Raw genomic sequence first — 16755 nt, 5'->3', positions numbered from 1 at the left:
TCCGACCCCCTGGTACACTTTTTGAGTACCGGCGTTGAAAAGAACTGCTAAAGTATATTTTAAAACAGTCATTTATGGGTAAATAAAGATTATTAGAAGATTTAGATTATTATCCACGGAGGAGTTAAGGTTCCCCGCGGTAGGTATAACATACAGAAAGCAGACAAAATCCAACAAAAATCTGACGAGCAAAAAACAGAAGGAGGAAAAGCAAATGAAAAAGAAATTGTTTATTCCGGGACCGGTAACGGTATCTCCGGACGTATTGGAAAAAATGGGTACCCAGATGATCGGCCATAGAACCAAGGACGCATCGGAGCTGCAACGACGAATTTCTGATAAAATGCGAAAGGTAATGTATACCGAAGAGGAGATTTTACTCTCCACCACTTCGGGAAGCGGACTTATGGAAGGGGCGGTCCAATCCTGCACGAAAAAACGGGCGGCGATTTTTTCCGTCGGAGCCTTCGGGGATCGGTGGTACAAGATGGCTAAGGGCAACAACGTGCCGGCGGATTTATTCCAATCCCCCATGGGAAAACACACCACACCGGAAATGGTAGAGGAAGCCCTGGCTTCGGGGAAGTATGACCTGGTCACCATCACCCATAATGAAACTTCCACAGGGATTATGAATCCCGTAAAGGAAATATCCAAGGTGATTAGAAAATATCCCGATGTGGTTTTTGCTCTGGATACGGTAAGCTCCCTGGGAGGCGTGAAAATCCCCTTTGATGAATGGGGAGTTGATATCGGCATCACCTCAACGCAAAAATGCCTGGGACTGCCGCCGGGAATGGCGATTGCATCCTTCTCGAAAAAGGCGATGGAACGGGCGAGGGAAGTGGAACACCGGGGATTCTATCTAGATTTGCTGAGCCTTTATGATACGATTCAGAAAAAGGACTACCAGTACCCATCCACCCCGTCAATTTCCCATATGTACGCCCTGGATTATCAATTGGACAAGATCCTGAACCGGGAGGGGCTGGAGAACCGATTCAATCGCCACCGGGAAATGGCGGATCATGTACGCTCTTGGGCGAAGGAACATTTTGAACTGTTTGCGGAAGAACCCTATGCATCCAACACGCTAACCACAGTAAGGAACACCCGGGGCATCAATGTGAAGGAGCTAAACCGGAAGCTGGGAGAGCGGGGTTATGCGATTTCTAACGGATATGGAGACTTAAAGGAAAAGACCTTCAGAATTGCCCACATGGCAGATACTACCATGGAGGAAGTGAAAGAGCTGTTAGCCCTTATCGAGGAGCTAATGGAGTAAAGGCAACGGGGTAGAAGGAAAAACAGCAGACAAACACACTGGAAAACGGAGGCGAATTAGATGATTAAAATACTAGCCAATGACAAAATCGACGACCAATCGGTACAGGCCCTGAAGGATCTGAATATTGAGGTGACGGAAGAGCACTACGATCCTGAGGCGCTGAAGGAGAAAATCAAGGATTTCGACGGGATTATTGTCCGTTCCGCTACGAAGTTAAGGAAAGAGGTGCTAAAGAGCGCTTTAGAAAGCGGAAAGCTGAAACTGATTATCCGTGCAGGGGTTGGGATTGATAATATAGATAAAGCTTTTGCAGAAGAGAAGGGCATAACGGTGAAAAACACTCCCGATGCCAGTACCACCGCGGTTGGAGAGCTGGTTCTGGGACATATGCTGAGTCTTGCCAGACATCTCCATCAGTCCAATGTGACCATGCGGAAGGGAAAGTGGATGAAAAAACAATACACCGGTATGGAGCTTGAAGGAAAGACCCTGGGAATTATCGGTTTCGGTCGGATGGGCCGGGCTGCGGCGGAAAAAGCCTATGGTATCGGGATGAAAGTCGCTTATACCAAAAGATCCGGTCCCGTGGAAGGCTATGAACATTATCAGTATCTTTCAAAGGAAGCGCTGTTAAAAAACGCAGATGTTATCAGTATCCATGCTCCCTACAATCCTAAGGTGGGGGCGATTCTCGATGAGAAGGCCTTTGATATGATGAAGGACGGGGTTTATGTCATCAATTGCGCAAGAGGCGGCGTGCTGTCGGAGGATGCTCTGTTAAAGGCGTTGGACAGCGGAAAAGTTGCAGCGGCAGCCCTGGATGTCTTTGAAGACGAACCTCTGGAAAAAGAGGAAATCTACAATCATGAAAAGATCTCCCTCAGTCCCCATATCGGCGCGGCCACCACGGAAGCCCAGGAAAAAATCGGGGAAGAGATTATCAAAATCGCAAAAGAATTTTTCGATCTGTAGGATTTCCGGAGAGATCGGAGGGAATCGGAAATAATGGGAAAAGAATGTGATGGGAATGGGAAAAGAATATGATAGGAATGAAAAAAGAATCTGAAGCGAATCCTTAGGAAATTTCAAGAAAATCCAAAGAATAAAAGGAGGGAATCTTATGGCAGTAGTAAAACCCTTTGCGGCGGTTAGACCAAAGCCTGAGGAGGTAGAGGAGGTATCCGCTCTCCCCTATGACGTTATGAACCGGGAGGAAGCAGCGGAGATGGCAAAGGACAAACCGAACAGTTTCTTGCATGTCAGTCGTTCGGAAATTGATTTGGATGAAGATATCAGTCCCTATGACCACCAAGTATACGCGAAAGCCAGAGAAAACTTAATGGACATGATGGGCCGGGGGGTGCTGTTGAAGGATCAGGAGCCGAAATACTATATTTACCGACAAATTATGGATGGCAGAGCCCAGACGGGAATCGTAGCAAGAGCGTCCATTGACGACTATCTGAGTGATGTGATCAAAAAGCATGAGCATACCCGGCCGGAAAAAGAAGAGGATCGAATCAATCATTTTGATGTAACCAATGCCAACACCGAGCCTGTATTTTTCGCCTATCGGTCTCAAGATAAGATTAACGAGATCATCGAAGAGTGGATCGATAAAAATGATACCGAGTATGATTTTGTTTCCGAGGATCAAATTCGTCATCAATTGTGGGTGGTGGATGAAAAAGGGGTGGTAGAGACCCTGGAAGATCTATTTGAACAGGTCCCGAATCTCTACATCGCCGATGGCCATCACCGAACGGCCTCCGCCACCAAGGTGGGGCTTTCAAGACGGGAGCTGAATCCCGATTACACCGGAGAGGAACCCTTTAACTACATGATGGCGGTGATTTTCCCCCATGATGAGCTGTTGATTATGGATTATAACCGGGTGGTTAAAGACCTAAACGGCCATAGCCGGGAGGCGTTCCTCGATAAAATCAAGGAGAATTTCGATCTGGAAAAATCCTCCGGCAAAGAGCCTTACAGGCCGGAAAAACTCCACGAATTCGGAATGTATCTGGAGAATCAGTGGTACAAACTTACCGCGAAGGATGCCATTGTAGATGACTCGGATCCTATTAAGCGTTTAGACGTCAGTATTTTACAGGAAAATCTCTTAAAGCCCCTACTGGGTATAGAAGATCCGAGAACCGATAAGCGCATTGATTTTGTCGGCGGGATCCGGGGATTGAAGGCCTTGGAAAAACGGGTCAACGAAGATATGAAAGTAGCCTTTTCCATGTATCCCACCCCGATTGAGGACCTGTTTGCCATTTCCGATGCCGGGGAAGTAATGCCCCCGAAGTCCACCTGGTTCGAGCCGAAACTCAGAAGCGGTTTATTCGTTTATTTACTGGAAGAGTAATAAATCAAAAATGTACCAGGGGGTCGGACCCTGTGGTACACTTTCTTTTTGTTTATATCCATGGGATTTGTGGTAAGAATATTACTAGAATGAATCAGGAGAAGAGGTGAGCTGATTGCTCTTAAAAGAACAACAAAAACTGATGATTGTTATTGTTATAATTGTGATGGTGCTGACCTTCGGGACCATTGGTTATCAGATGTTACTGGATGTAAGCTTTGTGGACGCCCTGTATATGACGGTAATAACCATATCCACGGTAGGGTATACCGAAGTGGGAGAGATGACGGATCAGGCAAAATATTTTTCCATGCTGATCATTGTTATGGGCCTCGGTACCGTGGGTTATGCTGTGACCTCTGCGGTAGGCCTGTTGTTAGAGGGGACATTTAAAGAATCCTGGAGGAGGCGGAAGATGGATAAACAGATCAAAGAATTAAAAGATCACTACATACTTTGCGGCGCAGGAGAAACAGGACAAAGTGTGATTAAACAATTTGAAAACAGTAAAGTGGACTTTGTAGTCATCGAAATTAGGGAGCGGATCGTAAAAGAACTGGAAGAACGAGGGGTTCTGGTGATTCAAGGAGACGGAACCCATGAAGAGGATTTGGAAAAAGCACAGATTTATAAAGCCAAGGGCCTGGTTTCAAGCCTACCGAAGGACTCTGCCAATGTGTTTGCTGTGCTTACCGCAAGACAGATGAATCCCAAGCTTTATATTGTTTCCAGGTCGGTGGAAAGCACGTCCCGAGAAAAACTCAAAAAAGCAGGAGCCAATAACACCATCTCCCCTAATGTGATCGGCGGGATGCGTATGGCCTCCTTTGTGATCCGGCCTTCTATTATTTCTTTTTTGGATATCATTACCCATGCCGGGGACGTGGTGCTGGACTTGGAAGATGTGGTAATCTGTGAAGGCTCCAGTTTAAAGGGACAGAGTCTAAAAGAGGCGAAAATTCCTGAGCGGACGGGGTTAATTGTATTGGCCATTCGAAAAACCGGAGAATTTCAACCGAGACTGAACCCCAGCTCCGATGAAATATTGGAAATGGGAGACTCGATGATTGTCCTTGGTAAGGAAGATCAGGTAAATGAGTTAAGAGAGATTGCCTGTGATGACGGGAAAAGAGACCCGTTAAAAGGATTGGAGGATGCTCGAAAAAATGCGAAGGAAAGCGAAACTCAGGAGGAGTAAAGGCTCAAAGATCGTGTTTCAGTTCAATTCATTAAGTAAAACACTTAATAAAAAGACGGCGACCCTTTAAGGTCAGCCGTTTTTTTTAAGGGGAAAAAATCTCATATAGGGTTTGTAAGGGGGATGGGAATGATTCCTTCGGCTAAACTAAAAAATGAGAATATGAAGGAATCCTCGAAAAACAATACCGATCACTGCGGCGATTATCGCCGGTCGCGCCACCTTGGCCACCCGGGGGCCTGTGGCCATGAGTACCGCAAGTCCCACGGGATCCAGGGGATTCATGGTAAAGCCCGCCATGCGGTTTAACTCCGAGACGGTCATCAGACCTTCTTCCATAATATCCAGGATAATGGCCATCATGGCGGTGCCCCCCGCGATAAACTTGGTAACGATGGGAAGGACCGCGATGCTTGGAATACCGATTAGGGTTAAGAGCGGTGCCATAATCGTTTCCAGTATGTCGATAATCCCTGCCATTTCAAAGATATTAACCATTAAAATTGCCAGGATCAATGGCGGAATGGATTTCAATGTGATTTGTAGTCCCTCTTCTCCGCCTTTGAAAAGCAGAGGAATGAACTTCTTTTTTTGCTTTCCGGTATCTTCCTCTTCCTCGGATTCGGAAGGATCTTCCTTTGCAGGATGGTGGAGGTCCAGCTTCACACACATTTTAAAGGCAATAAAACTTGCCAAAAGCCCTGCGGGAATAGAAGTCAGGATATTGATCGGAAGGTTTAGCCCCACCGCCGCTAAGGGGAAGGTGGCATTGGCCTGGGCCATAACGAGAATCGCGGCCAAAGTAGCAGCAATTCTGGCGTCGCTGATAGAAGGGCGCATTTCCATAACCTTCAACGTGGCCACCGGGGCGGCGAAGGAAATAAAAAGAATTTGGATCAAGGCAAAAACTCCCAGGCCCGGAAGACCGAAAATCAGCAGCAGGGGGGAAAAAACCACGGCGACTTTATTTAAAACGTTTTTTTCCTCCAAAACCTTCATGATCGCCATCATGGTTACCATGATGGGCATTATTAAGTACAGGGATAAATCGATGCCTCGGGCACCGGAATCTAAAATCATATCAATTACCTGTTGCAAGGGAGCACCACCTTTTCTAGTCGTTGCGTATCTTTATTAATATAGCAAATATTTGCCCAAAATACAATAAAAAGCGGCAAATAGAAGAGGCAAATAAAAACCGACAAATGAAAGCCGACAAATTAAAAGGCAAATAGAAGGGGGATCTATTTGCCTTTTCCATATGTTTTACCTGGAAATGCGGTCATTCATTGCAACCGCCCAATTGTTGCGTTATCTGTATAAACTTGTTGCATTATTTGTATAAACTTGTTGTGTTGTTTGTATCGGTTTTCGGTTGAAGGTTAGTAAAATGCAATAGTTAAAGGTTTCAACCGATTCATCTTAGGGGATGGCTTATAGTACTACGCCGCCGTCTACAGAAAGCACTGTTCCCGTTACGAATCGAGCTTCGTCGGAAGCTAAGAATAAGCAAGCATTTGCGATATCTTCAGGCTCACCTAGTCGTCCTAGGGGTGCTTTTTCACGCATCATGTCCAATACATTGTCGGGCATTTTTTGAGTCATTTCCGTCATAATGAATCCGGGAGCTACAGCATTTACCGTAACGTTCTTTCGGCCAACTTCTTTAGCCATAGTCTTCGTCATACCGATGACACCGGATTTTGTTGCGGCATAGTTTACCTGACCGAAGTTTCCGTAAAGGCCTACAACGGAGGAGATGTTAATAATGGAACCGGTTTTCTTGTCACGCATAATTTTTACCGCTTCCTGAGCGCAATTGAATACGCCTTTTAGGTTTACGTTAATTACTGCGTCCCACTGCTCTTCCTTCATCTTATAAAGCTGGGCATCTTGTGTAATTCCAGCATTGTTTACCAGGATGTCCAGGGTACCGTGCTCTTTTACTACGGTTTCAAATACTTCCTGAACCCGAGCCCGGTCAGTTACGTCCATAGCGTATCCTACCGCATCGCCGTACTGCTTCATTTCTTCAATGGACTTTTTAACGCCTTCTTCATCGCGGTCGATCAGGACTACTTTGGCCCCTTCTTCTAAATATTTCTTTGCAACTGCGTTTCCAATACCTCGGCTGGACCCTGTTACCATGGCTACTTTTCCTTTTAATCTCATAAATACATACCTCCTAATATTATTTGGGCAAAAGAGGACGGTTCTCCTTTGTCAACCTCGTTACAACGGGCAATAAATCTTTTTTGCCCGGAAAGTTTATCAGGCTCCCAGGGGAACCGTCCCCCTGGGCTGCCTACTTTAGAACTGTTGTCATTTTTGTATTTGTATTTCTACTGTGACTACTGTATCGGATCTGAGGATGTTTACTGTATCGGATGCTGTCGCTATGTCTACGGGTGTCTACTAAACCTGGATGCTGTCGCTATGTCTACCGGTGTCAAGGATGCCTGCCAGTATACTGATTGTATTAAATAGTGTCCTGGGATAGTTTATACCCTTCTTTCAAAATAATAATAGTTAACTAATCAGTATTTCATACGGAGGGTGGTAGAATCTAAACCAATCCGATGGATCCTAAAATGATTCCGGCAATTACAGCAGCGATAGGAATTAAAGAACCTACTACAAAGATTTCCTTGTAAGAATCCTTATGGGTCATAGCAGTTACTGCAAGCAAGGTAAGAACCGCGCCGTTATGAGGCAGGGTATCCAGTCCACCGGAGGACATGGAAGCAATTCTATGGAAGGCTTCCGGCGGAATACCGGTTGCTTGAGCAATTTGTAGATACTGATCGCCTAAGGCAGCCAGGGCAATGCCCATACCACCGGAGGCGGAACCTGTGGCTCCTGCAAGGATGTTAACGGATACGGCTTGAGAAATCAACGGACTTCCTTGAATACCCATTACCAACTCCGTCAAGGTTTCAAATCCCGGCACCGCTCGTACCACTGTACCGAAACCAACGGCAGCGGAAGTGTTGATAATCGCAATTACGGAACTGGAAGCTCCTTGGTTTAAGGTGGTTTTAATGCTTTCAATTCGAGGGATATTCAAGGCTACGCCTAATAAAATACCTGCAAGTAAAGCAACGATAATGTCTAAGTCGAAAATATTCAGTAAAGAAATAACGGTAAGCAGGGGCAGTGCTGAAAGGGCCGGATTGGGAAGTTTCGAAAGATCTATTTCCGGAGCCTTATCCTTGGGTTCGTCGTAAACATCTCCAAGGGCGTTATACTTCTTTCTTCGCATTTCCAGGAAGAAAATTCCTCCACCGCACATGATGATGGCACCCACAATTCCCATGATGGGAGCGGCCGTTGCCGAAGTTCCATAATACTCCATGGGGATCAGGTTTTGAATCTGAGGCGTTCCGGGAATGGCTGTCATGGTAAAGGTAAAGGAACCAAGAGCGATGGTACCGGGGATCAATTTTCTAGTGATATTCGCTTCTCTAAAGAGAGAAAGAGCGATGGGATACATGGCAAATACAACTACGAATAAAGAAATTCCACCAAAGGTTAATACGGCACAACCGGCAACTACGGCGGAGATCGCCGCTTTTTTACCGAATTTCGAGGTTAACCACTGGGCAACGGACTGAGCCGCGCCGGAGTCTTCCATGACTTTTCCGAAAACCGCACCGAGCATAAATACGGGGAACCAGGACTTAGTAAATCCGACAAAACCGCCCATATAAGCTTCCGTATAGGCCGGTAATAAATCTAAGCCTCCGGTAATTGCAACCACCAGGGCACAAAGAGGTGCAATCCAGATGATGGAGAGCCCTTTGTAGGCTAAAAACATGAGTAACGCAAGACCAATAATAATACCAATCATAAATTTTCCTCCTTAAGTTTGTGTTCGGTCTAATGGGATTTAGACCTAAAAAATTAAAAATCCTTTGATAGTTTATAAATTTACACAGGTGTCTATAAAAACTTTAGAAACATCGTGGGAATTTCCCCGCCGGAGAAGATGAATTTCCCCGGCGGGACTGATTTACAGGGTATTGCTAAGTGTTAAGTTCATTTTTTCCGGCTTGAAAATCCGGCTGTCCATTTCCTTCAGATCTTCTGCGATCACCGGCTTAAAGTCCATATAAGCAAGAATATCCTCTTGAAGGTCTACTCCCGGTGCAATTTCTGTCAGTACTAAGCCGTCATCCTTCAGTTCAAAGACGGCTCGTTCCGTGATGTAGACCACCGGCTGGTTTGACTCGACGGCAAACTCGCCGCTAAAGGTAACATGCTCTACATCCTGTACAAACTTTTTCGCTTTGCCTTCCTGGGTAATCTTTAATTCTCCGTCCGCTGCTTCGGCTTTGAAGCCACCGGCGGTAAAGGTTCCGCAGAAAATAACTTTTTTCGCATTCTGGGTAATGTTAATGAAGCCGCCGGCACCGGCAATCTTGGGTCCGAACTTACTTACATTAATATTCCCGATTCGGTCGCACTGGGCAAGGCCTAGGAAGGCTACGTCCAGTCCGCCGCCGTCATAAAAGTCAAATTGGTTCGGCTGATCAATAATCGCCTGGGGATTGGTTGCAGCCCCAAAGCTTAAACCGCCTGCGGGTACTCCACCAATCGGGCCGGGCTCTACGGTGAGGATCATTTCTTCCCCTACACCTTCTTCGTTCGCCACAGAGGCTACCCCTTCAGGCATTCCGATTCCTAAGTTTACAATCGCTTGGGGAATCAACTCCATAGCGGCTCTTCTTGCAATGATCTTACGTGGATCCAGTGCCATAGGCTTTACGGAGGTCACCGGTACCTGAATGTTGCCTGTATAACTTTCATTGTATTGCTCGGCGAAGGTTTGCATATGATTTTTCATATCCACCGTCTCTACAATGAAGTCTGTATAAATCCCGGGTACTTTTACCAGTCGAGGGTCAAGGGTACCGCCTTTAACTACCTGCTCCACTTGAACAATGACTTTTCCTCCGGAATTTTTAACAGCTTGTGCAATGGATAATACTTCGAGGGAACCGGCTTCTTTTTCCATGGTGACATTCCCGTATTCATCGGCGTAGGTTCCTCGAATTAAGGCATAATCGATGGGAAAGGCTTTGTACATTAAGTATTCTTCCCCGTGGATTTCCATTAATTCCACTAAATCCTCCTTGGTGCAGTCGTTGAGTTTACCGCCATCCAATCGAGGGTCCACAAAGGTTTTAAGCCCCACCTTGGTGATGGTTCCCGGTTTGTTAGCGGCGATATCTCTAAATAAATGAGAGATGGTTCCTTGGGGGAAGTTATAGGCTTCCACCTTATCCGCCAGGGCAAGCTTCTGGATCTTCGGAACAAGACCCCAGTGGCCGCCAACCACTCGTTTTAACAGTCCCTCGTGACCTAAATGGTTTAGGCCCCGCTCTTTGCCGTCCCCTTGTCCCGCGGCGTAAACCAAGGTCAGGTTCTGGGGTTGACCGGTTTCCAGAAAATGCTCTTCCAATGCAATTTCCAGTTCTTCGGGCACGGCATTCCCCACAAATCCGGCGGTTGCCAGGGTGGAGTTGGACTCAATACAAGATACTGCTTCTTTTGCGCTTGTAAATTTGGGCATTGATATACCTCCTAAAAATTATTAATAATTTAATTGTAGAATTGTTTGACATTATAATAAGAAGCAAGGGCCGTGCCAATATTTAATTTTGATCAAAAAAAAAGGAGAAAAATCAAAAAACATTAGTAAAATGACTAAAATACAAAAATAAAAAAACAAGAACCCCAGGATTCATGGGAACTGTTTAAATAATAAGAAAATCTTATATAATTCGAAAAAAAATCATTACAATGATAGCTTTTCCTTTCCAAATGTTGCTCAACTCAATATTATTCGTCGGGAAACTATGAAATATTATTAACGGAATGAACAGAAAGTGAACACAAAATACCGAAATTATCAGAAAATTAATAAAACAAATCCGGAAATCCCTTCGGATCAAGGGCTTTGGAGGGGTAAAAGAAACAACAAAAAAACGTGTAAACAAAATGAACAATGAACAAAATGTTTACACGCAACTGTTAAAGACCGTACTCTTCAATTTTCTTATAAAGACTGGTGCGGCTGATTCCCAGTATTTTAGCGGCTTCTAATTTATTGTGTTTGGTTTTATTCAAGGCTCGTTTAATGGAATCCCGCTCCACCTTTTGGACCTGCTCCTTTAGGCCTAGGCCCTGGTCCAATCCCAGTGGCGAAGAACTTTCCCGGAGATAAGGGGGAAGATGGTCGGTATCGATTCTTCCTTCGCTGTCCATTAAATTCAGTGCCCGTTCAATGACATTGGAAAGCTCGCGGATGTTTCCCGGCCAGCTGTACTTCTTTAGCACCCACAGAGCTTTGGGGGTTACCTCGGTAACTCCGAGACCCAGGTCCTTGGAAAGCTTTTTAATTAAATATCGGGCAATGATTTCGATGTCGCTGTCTCGTTTGCGTAAGGGGGGAAGGGTTATTTTCACTACGTTCAAGCGGTAATACAGGTCTTCTCGAAACTGCTGCTTCGCCACCAGCTCTTTCAAGTTTTTATTACTGGAGGCGATGATGCGAAAGTCCAACTTTTTGCTTCGAACCCCCCCTACACGCTCAATTTCTTTTTCCTGAATGGCCCGGAGGAGTTTTACCTGCATATTTATTGGCATATCCCCGATTTCGTCCAGTAAAATCGTACTGTTGTTGGCCATTTCCAGTTTTCCCAGCTTGCCCCCTTTTTTCGATCCTGTAAAGGCTCCGTGTTCATAACCGAAAAGTTCCGATTCCAAAAGCTCGCCGGGAATGGCGGCGCAGTTGACTTTGATTAAGGGGAAATCTCCCCGGGGACTTAGGTGATGGATGGCCTGGGCCACAAGTTCTTTCCCTGTGCCGGATTCGCCCTCTAAAAGAACATTGGACTTGGTATTGGCAACTTTTTGGATCATTTTTTTTACGTACTCAATCTCCGGGCTGTCGCCAATGATGTCCTCTAAAGTGTAGCCTGTGGTCATTTTCTTAAACTCTTCTTGATAAAACTGAAGTTCTTTTTCCATGTCCCGTACACGTTTTACGTAGGATTCCATTTCCACCAAATCCTTAAATACCACGGTACCCACCGCGCCAATGAGTTTGTTGTTTTTAAAAATGGGAATCCGATTGGCCACCATGGTGTTTCCTTTGATTTTTTGAAACTCACCGATTTCTTCCCTCTGGTTTTTCACTACGATGTGCATCCGAGTGTTTTCAATGACCTCGGTTACATGTTTGCCCAGAGCTTCTTCCTGTTTGACCCCTAAAAAGTCGCAGTAGGCTTTGTTTAGCAGGATGACATACCCCTCGGTGTCCACAACCACTACCCAGTTAAAGATATGATTGAAAATATTACGGTACAAATCCAGCATTTCGTTAAGGTCTTTATCGGGATTTTGGAATGATTCTGTGTTCATAATTCTCACCTCGTGATCTTTTATATTTGTATTGCATACTGTAAATAGCAGTGTAATGGAATGTGCAGCGGTTTCATTGTAAATAAAAACACTTAACTTAAAACCCCTGATAGGAAACAAGTAACGATAAAAAAGCGGATAGAGAGAACTCTATCCACTTTATTATATCAAACTTTTTCAATTTAGTAAAAACTTTGTTCAGTTACTGTACAATGCTACCGAAGATTCTACATTTTTACAATTAAGCTGGTTCCCATGCCTCCACCGATGCAAAGGGTGGCCAGGCCGTAGGTGCTCTTTTGTTTTTTCATTTCATGAAGCAGGGTAACAAGAATTCTTGCACCGCTTGCGCCAACCGGGTGACCCAGAGCGATGGCGCCGCCGTTCACGTTGACTTTTTCATCTACCCACTGAAGCTCTTTACCCACGGCTAAGGCTTGGGCTGCGAAGGCTTCGTTGGCTTCAATCAGGTCCATATCCTCCAGAGTCAACTTGCCTTTTTCCAGGGCACTTTTGGTTGCATTTACGGGACCGATGCCCATAATGGAAGGATCCACACCGGAGTTACCGTAGGATACGATGGTTGCCAGGGGCGTAAGACCCAGTTCGTCAGCCTTTTCCTTAGACATGACCACAACCGCTGCGGCGCCGTCATTGATTCCGGAGGCATTGCCTGCGGTTACGCTACCGTCTTTTTTAAAGGCCGGTCGAAGCTTACCAAGTTTGTCCGCCGTAATTCCCGGCTTAATAAATTCATCGGCATCAAAGATGATGTCGTCTTTCTTACGCTGAGGAATGGTCACGGGAACAATTTCCTCCTTGAACTTTCCTTCCGCACGAGCTTTTTCCGCTTTGTTTTGTGAGGCGGCGGCAAAGGCGTCCTGCTCGTCCCGGGTAATGTCGTATTTCGCTGCCAGGTTTTCTGCGGTCACACCCATATGGTACTGATTAAAGGAGTCGGTTAAGGCGTCGTTGATCATGGTATCCACCATTTTAATATCTCCCATTTTCGCTCCCCAACGGGTTTTATCCGATACGTAAGGGGCTTGGGACATGTTTTCCGTTCCGCCGGCTACCACGATGTCGTTGTCGCCGGTTAAAATGGTTTGGGCCGCCATGGAGACGGTTCGAAGACCGGATCCGCAAAGCATGTTAATGGTTGTAGCGGGTTTTTCGACGGGAATACCGGCATTTACCGAAGCCTGTCGGGCAACCCCCTGGCCTAGACCGGCCTGCAGAATGCAACCCATATATACTTCGTCTACAAGATCCGGAGCCACTTTGGCCCGGCTTAAAGCTTCCTTAATGGCGATGGAGCCTAGATCCGGAGCACTCACTCCCTTAAGGGCACCTCCGAAATTTCCGATGGGGGTTCTTACGGCACTGACAATTACAACTTCTTTCATAAACAAATTCCTCCTTTTATTATATTCTAATGATTTTCTTCCTATTGAATATTCTTGCAAATATTGTGCCAAAAATCAAATGTAAAACATCAACTTTTCTATTGATACCCATTTCGCCGGCAGATATTAATGATTTAAAAAAAGAATAAAAACAAAATTTTTGGTAATAATAGAAAACCTAATGACTTCGGGGAAAGTTTCTTAAATCAAATTTTGTCAAAAAATTATAAAAATAACAAAAGATATCATTTCATAAAACCTACTATAATGATATAATTATATAGAGTAAAGAAAAATACATCGAGGAGAATGCAAGATGAAGAAAAGGATTGCAGTTGTTGTGGTTTTCGTAAGTTTGTGGACATTATTCGTACTGTATCCGAATCCTTACCGTTTAGGAGTAAGCGGTGCAAGAATAGTAAAGCCTGTCATTAACCCCGATGCCGTAAGTCATTTGTTGGAGGAGTTGCCGGAAACCCCGGGGGAGATTGAAGCGTATGTCCTTAGGGAAATCGTACCCTATCAGTACGACTGGCAAAGTTACGGGGTTCCTTTCTATTTTCCCCGGGTAGAGGAAGTCTTAGCCCGCGGGCGGGGAGACTGCAAAAGCCGATTTGTGGTCTTGGCCTCTATTTTTGAGGCCCTGGATATCCCCTATGAAAGAAGTTTTTCCCTGAGTCATTTTTGGATCACCTACGAAGGGAAGGAAGAGAGCTCCATGGAATCCGTGGAAAATGCGTTTTTAGTCCAGGGAGATGAAGGGGTGAGTCTGCAGATTCCGAGGGAGAGTTTACAAGATACTTATGATACGCTAAGAGCGGGATTTTGGGATGCCATGCCCGGCCACCGTAAGGGACTGCTGTTGATGGGACCGCCCCTATCCCTGTTTATATCCGCGTTTGTAACAGCTAAAGAGCAGGGGGCTTACAGATTTCGAGGCAAAGCTCTTGTTTTCAGTAATCAACTAAAAGCAACCTTGAAGGAGTCCCGAGAGAGTTCAGAGGAAAATACCCAAACGAACGAAGCTTAGACGAAACCACAACAAAACAAAGAAAAGCCCGAAAATCCGGAGACAGCTGAATGTCCTTGGATTTTCGGCCTTTTTTGTGCCGTTCTTCTGTCGCTCTAATGTCTTCGATAGACTTGGAGGGTAAGCTTTCCGTTATCCAGTTCCACATTGGCGGAGTCGATCAGCATACTGACCAGGTTCATCTGCTCACTGGAATCCACGGTGCCCACCAGATTCCAATAGTATTCCTCTAATTCCTCTTGGCGGGGTTTGTTCAGTTTTTTCGAAAGGGCCTTTAACTCCTCCCGGTCCACAATAGAGGGGTAGCCGGACATGATAATGGAGGATTCGGTCTTTCCCTGAAGAATTTCAATTGAGATATCTTCCATATGCAGATCAAAATAATAATGCAGCAGTTCATTTAACACCCGAATCAGTTTTTGCTGAACTTCATTCATCCTAAATCACTTCCTTTTTTAATGATGTAATAATCGCCACAAGAAAAGCGGCCACAAATCCTCCGGAGAATCCGTTGTTGTAAAGGTTCATCCCTCCGTGAACCGCGCCGACGTTCATGACCATGGCCATGTGTAAGAACCCTGCCAGCACTCCGTAGGGCCAGCCGAAGCGTCCCGAGATAGGGGCTAAGGTGGTTCCGAATAAAGCTCCCAGCAAAGCGCCGGTAGAATTCACATCCCAGATATTAAACAGGGTGGCTAGGTAGATTCCCACAAAAATCGGTAAAATGTTTTTCGTGTGTTTACCGAAAGCCCCGAAGCCTACAATGGTAAAAATTCCACCGATAATAGGGCCGTTCAGCTCGCCGTTTACCATAACCACATATAAGGTAGAGATCAGTCCCAGGATTCCCATATTGATCATGGTTATGCCGAAGCCGCTGATGGTAACAAAGTCGGTAACCAGTTGTCCCGCATGGGTTAAAAGATTTTTATATCCCTTAAACCTCCAACGATTGAAGTAAAGCCCCACCACGATGAAAGAGGTAAACAGCAGGCCTAAATAAAGGGAAAATGCGGGGTTGTTCCCCGAGGATACAAAAAGCACGCCCTCGTGGTCATAGCCGAAGGCCCTAAATACCGCCATAAAAACCATTCCGGTGACTCCACAGGTGAAACCGATATTATAAAGGTTAAACCCTTGATGAAACCGAACAAAGTGGGCCGCCAGGGATGGAAGGACGAACCCTGCCAGGGTTCCAAAGGTCACCGCCAGTAAAATTCCCTGGATAAGGGGAAAGTCATAGCCGAAGGAAACCTGGGAGACCAGGGGTCCAAGGGCCGTTCCGAAAAACGCGGGAAGAATAAACTTGTTGTACTTCTCTTTTTGCACCCGGCTGTATAAAAAGACGCCGAATAAAATCGGTAGAATGTTGTAGAGGTTTTTACCAAAAAGAGCGAAACCTCCGATGGTTAAAATCGCCGCCATCAAGGGGCCGTTCATGTTTACTTCGTTTTTTCTTGCGATTCCGATGGCCACAATCATTAACAGGCCGCTGTTAAACAGAGCGCTGCCGATGTTGGCAATTTCAAAATAGTCCGACACCAGAATACTGGGCGCCACGATGATGGCCTGCATGCCTCGGAGGATTTCCATCGGGGTGTTAAATATCAGGCTTGAAAGTAAAATGGCGATGGCATAACCGAGGATAACATAGTATTTGGTATCATCGGAGACCGGTATAACGGTCTCAACTTCTTCTTGTGATTCTTCTTTCGGTTCCGAGAGATTTTCCCGGACCGCATGTACTACACTGGAATTAGACAATGGTAATCACCCTTTATGAAATATTTGTCAAACAATTCTATGGGTTTTCCAGATTTATCGATGTACAGAATTTCATTACAATTATATCATGAAATAAAGCGCTGTCTATAATTCTTTGAGAAAAAAAGGTTTTATAAGCCGTAGTTTAATTGTAAAAGTAAATTAGACCCCTATTTATAAAACTGTCTAATTTAGTCTTACAAATCCAGAGGTCTAATTTAACCTTACATACTTTTGAGTATTATTAGCAGCTGTTTTGTGAAATTTCTT

At 45.2% G+C, this 16755-nt stretch carries 13 protein-coding genes; 5 read left to right on the top strand and 8 right to left on the bottom strand.

The genetic code is table 11. The annotated features are described in order from the left end of the window. Positions 1-214 precede the first annotated feature (214 nt). From ISALK_RS07160 to ISALK_RS07145, 4 genes are all read left to right on the top strand, one after another. On the top strand, positions 215-1285 hold the full coding sequence (locus ISALK_RS07160) for a pyridoxal-phosphate-dependent aminotransferase family protein (protein ID WP_160720664.1): 1071 nt from the start codon (positions 215-217) through the stop codon (positions 1283-1285). Positions 1286-1345: 60 nt separating this feature from the next. Then, on the top strand, positions 1346-2260 hold the full coding sequence (locus ISALK_RS07155; protein WP_160720661.1) for a D-2-hydroxyacid dehydrogenase: 915 nt from the start codon (positions 1346-1348) through the stop codon (positions 2258-2260). Positions 2261-2408: 148 nt separating this feature from the next. Further along, the gene (locus ISALK_RS07150) at positions 2409-3659 is read left to right on the top strand and encodes a DUF1015 domain-containing protein (protein WP_160720659.1); all 1251 of its coding nucleotides are present in this window, start codon (positions 2409-2411) and stop codon (positions 3657-3659) included. 115 nt (positions 3660-3774) lie between these two features. Further along, complete coding sequence (locus ISALK_RS07145; RefSeq protein ID WP_160720656.1) at positions 3775-4857, top strand: potassium channel family protein; 1083 nt, start codon at positions 3775-3777, stop codon at positions 4855-4857. Between the two features lie 147 nt (positions 4858-5004). On the opposite strand, the gene ISALK_RS07140 is transcribed toward ISALK_RS07145, so the two are convergent. The 6 genes from ISALK_RS07140 to ISALK_RS07115 all read right to left on the bottom strand — a co-directional run bounded on the left by ISALK_RS07140 (position 5005) and on the right by ISALK_RS07115 (position 13691). Further along, positions 5005-5955, bottom strand: coding sequence for a nucleoside recognition family protein (locus ISALK_RS07140; RefSeq protein WP_160720652.1), 951 nt, complete (start codon positions 5953-5955; stop codon positions 5005-5007). A gap of 336 nt (positions 5956-6291) precedes the next feature. Then, complete coding sequence (gene fabG, locus ISALK_RS07135; protein ID WP_160720648.1) at positions 6292-7029, bottom strand: 3-oxoacyl-[acyl-carrier-protein] reductase; 738 nt, start codon at positions 7027-7029, stop codon at positions 6292-6294. 394 nt (positions 7030-7423) lie between these two features. Then, the gene (locus ISALK_RS07130; protein WP_160720645.1) at positions 7424-8707 is read right to left on the bottom strand and encodes a GntP family permease; all 1284 of its coding nucleotides are present in this window, start codon (positions 8705-8707) and stop codon (positions 7424-7426) included. Between the two features lie 162 nt (positions 8708-8869). Beyond that, positions 8870-10432 carry an acyl CoA:acetate/3-ketoacid CoA transferase gene (locus tag ISALK_RS07125; RefSeq protein ID WP_160720643.1) on the bottom strand — a complete coding sequence of 521 codons (1563 nt, stop codon included), beginning with the start codon at positions 10430-10432 and terminating at the stop codon, positions 8870-8872. Between the two features lie 461 nt (positions 10433-10893). Further along, complete coding sequence (locus tag ISALK_RS07120; protein ID WP_160720641.1) at positions 10894-12285, bottom strand: sigma-54 interaction domain-containing protein; 1392 nt, start codon at positions 12283-12285, stop codon at positions 10894-10896. A 227-nt stretch (positions 12286-12512) separates the two neighbouring features. Beyond that, positions 12513-13691 (bottom strand): acetyl-CoA C-acetyltransferase, encoded by a 1179-nt coding sequence (locus tag ISALK_RS07115; protein ID WP_160720639.1) that lies wholly within the window; start codon positions 13689-13691, stop codon positions 12513-12515. A 316-nt stretch (positions 13692-14007) separates the two neighbouring features. Here ISALK_RS07115 and ISALK_RS07110 point away from each other — a divergent pair, with 316 nt between their 5' ends. Next, positions 14008-14721 carry a transglutaminase domain-containing protein gene (locus ISALK_RS07110; RefSeq protein WP_160720637.1) on the top strand — a complete coding sequence of 238 codons (714 nt, stop codon included), beginning with the start codon at positions 14008-14010 and terminating at the stop codon, positions 14719-14721. Positions 14722-14816: 95 nt separating this feature from the next. On the opposite strand, the gene ISALK_RS07105 is transcribed toward ISALK_RS07110, so the two are convergent. Together ISALK_RS07105 and ISALK_RS07100 are read right to left on the bottom strand one after the other, a co-directional pair. Then, positions 14817-15158 (bottom strand): hypothetical protein, encoded by a 342-nt coding sequence (locus ISALK_RS07105; RefSeq protein WP_160720635.1) that lies wholly within the window; start codon positions 15156-15158, stop codon positions 14817-14819. Position 15159: 1 nt separating this feature from the next. After that, positions 15160-16485: a DUF1576 domain-containing protein gene (locus ISALK_RS07100; protein WP_160720633.1), complete on the bottom strand. Its 1326-nt coding sequence runs from the start codon at positions 16483-16485 to the stop codon at positions 15160-15162. Positions 16486-16755: the final 270 nt, after the last annotated feature.

The organism is Isachenkonia alkalipeptolytica (assembly GCF_009910325.1).
Lineage (GTDB): Bacteria > Bacillota > Clostridia > Peptostreptococcales > T1SED10-28 > Isachenkonia > Isachenkonia alkalipeptolytica.
Note: the sequence above shows the minus strand (reverse complement) of the source record. Positions and strands in the feature narration are given on the sequence as shown.

Bases quoted from the DNA above. Each gene is read 5' to 3' on its own strand.
- ISALK_RS07160 (WP_160720664.1), top strand. From the start codon at position 215: ATGAAAAAGAAATTGTTTATTCCGGGACCGGTAACGGTATCTCCGGAC.
- ISALK_RS07155 (WP_160720661.1), top strand. From the start codon at position 1,346: ATGATTAAAATACTAGCCAATGACAAAATCGACGACCAATCGGTACAG.
- ISALK_RS07150 (WP_160720659.1), top strand. From the start codon at position 2,409: ATGGCAGTAGTAAAACCCTTTGCGGCGGTTAGACCAAAGCCTGAGGAG.
- fabG (WP_160720648.1), bottom strand. From the start codon at position 7,029: ATGAGATTAAAAGGAAAAGTAGCCATGGTAACAGGGTCCAGCCGAGGT.
- ISALK_RS07130 (WP_160720645.1), bottom strand. From the start codon at position 8,707: ATGATTGGTATTATTATTGGTCTTGCGTTACTCATGTTTTTAGCCTAC.
- ISALK_RS07125 (WP_160720643.1), bottom strand. From the start codon at position 10,432: ATGCCCAAATTTACAAGCGCAAAAGAAGCAGTATCTTGTATTGAGTCC.
- ISALK_RS07120 (WP_160720641.1), bottom strand. From the start codon at position 12,285: ATGAACACAGAATCATTCCAAAATCCCGATAAAGACCTTAACGAAATG.
- ISALK_RS07115 (WP_160720639.1), bottom strand. From the start codon at position 13,691: ATGAAAGAAGTTGTAATTGTCAGTGCCGTAAGAACCCCCATCGGAAAT.
- ISALK_RS07110 (WP_160720637.1), top strand. From the start codon at position 14,008: ATGAAGAAAAGGATTGCAGTTGTTGTGGTTTTCGTAAGTTTGTGGACA.
- ISALK_RS07105 (WP_160720635.1), bottom strand. From the start codon at position 15,158: ATGAATGAAGTTCAGCAAAAACTGATTCGGGTGTTAAATGAACTGCTG.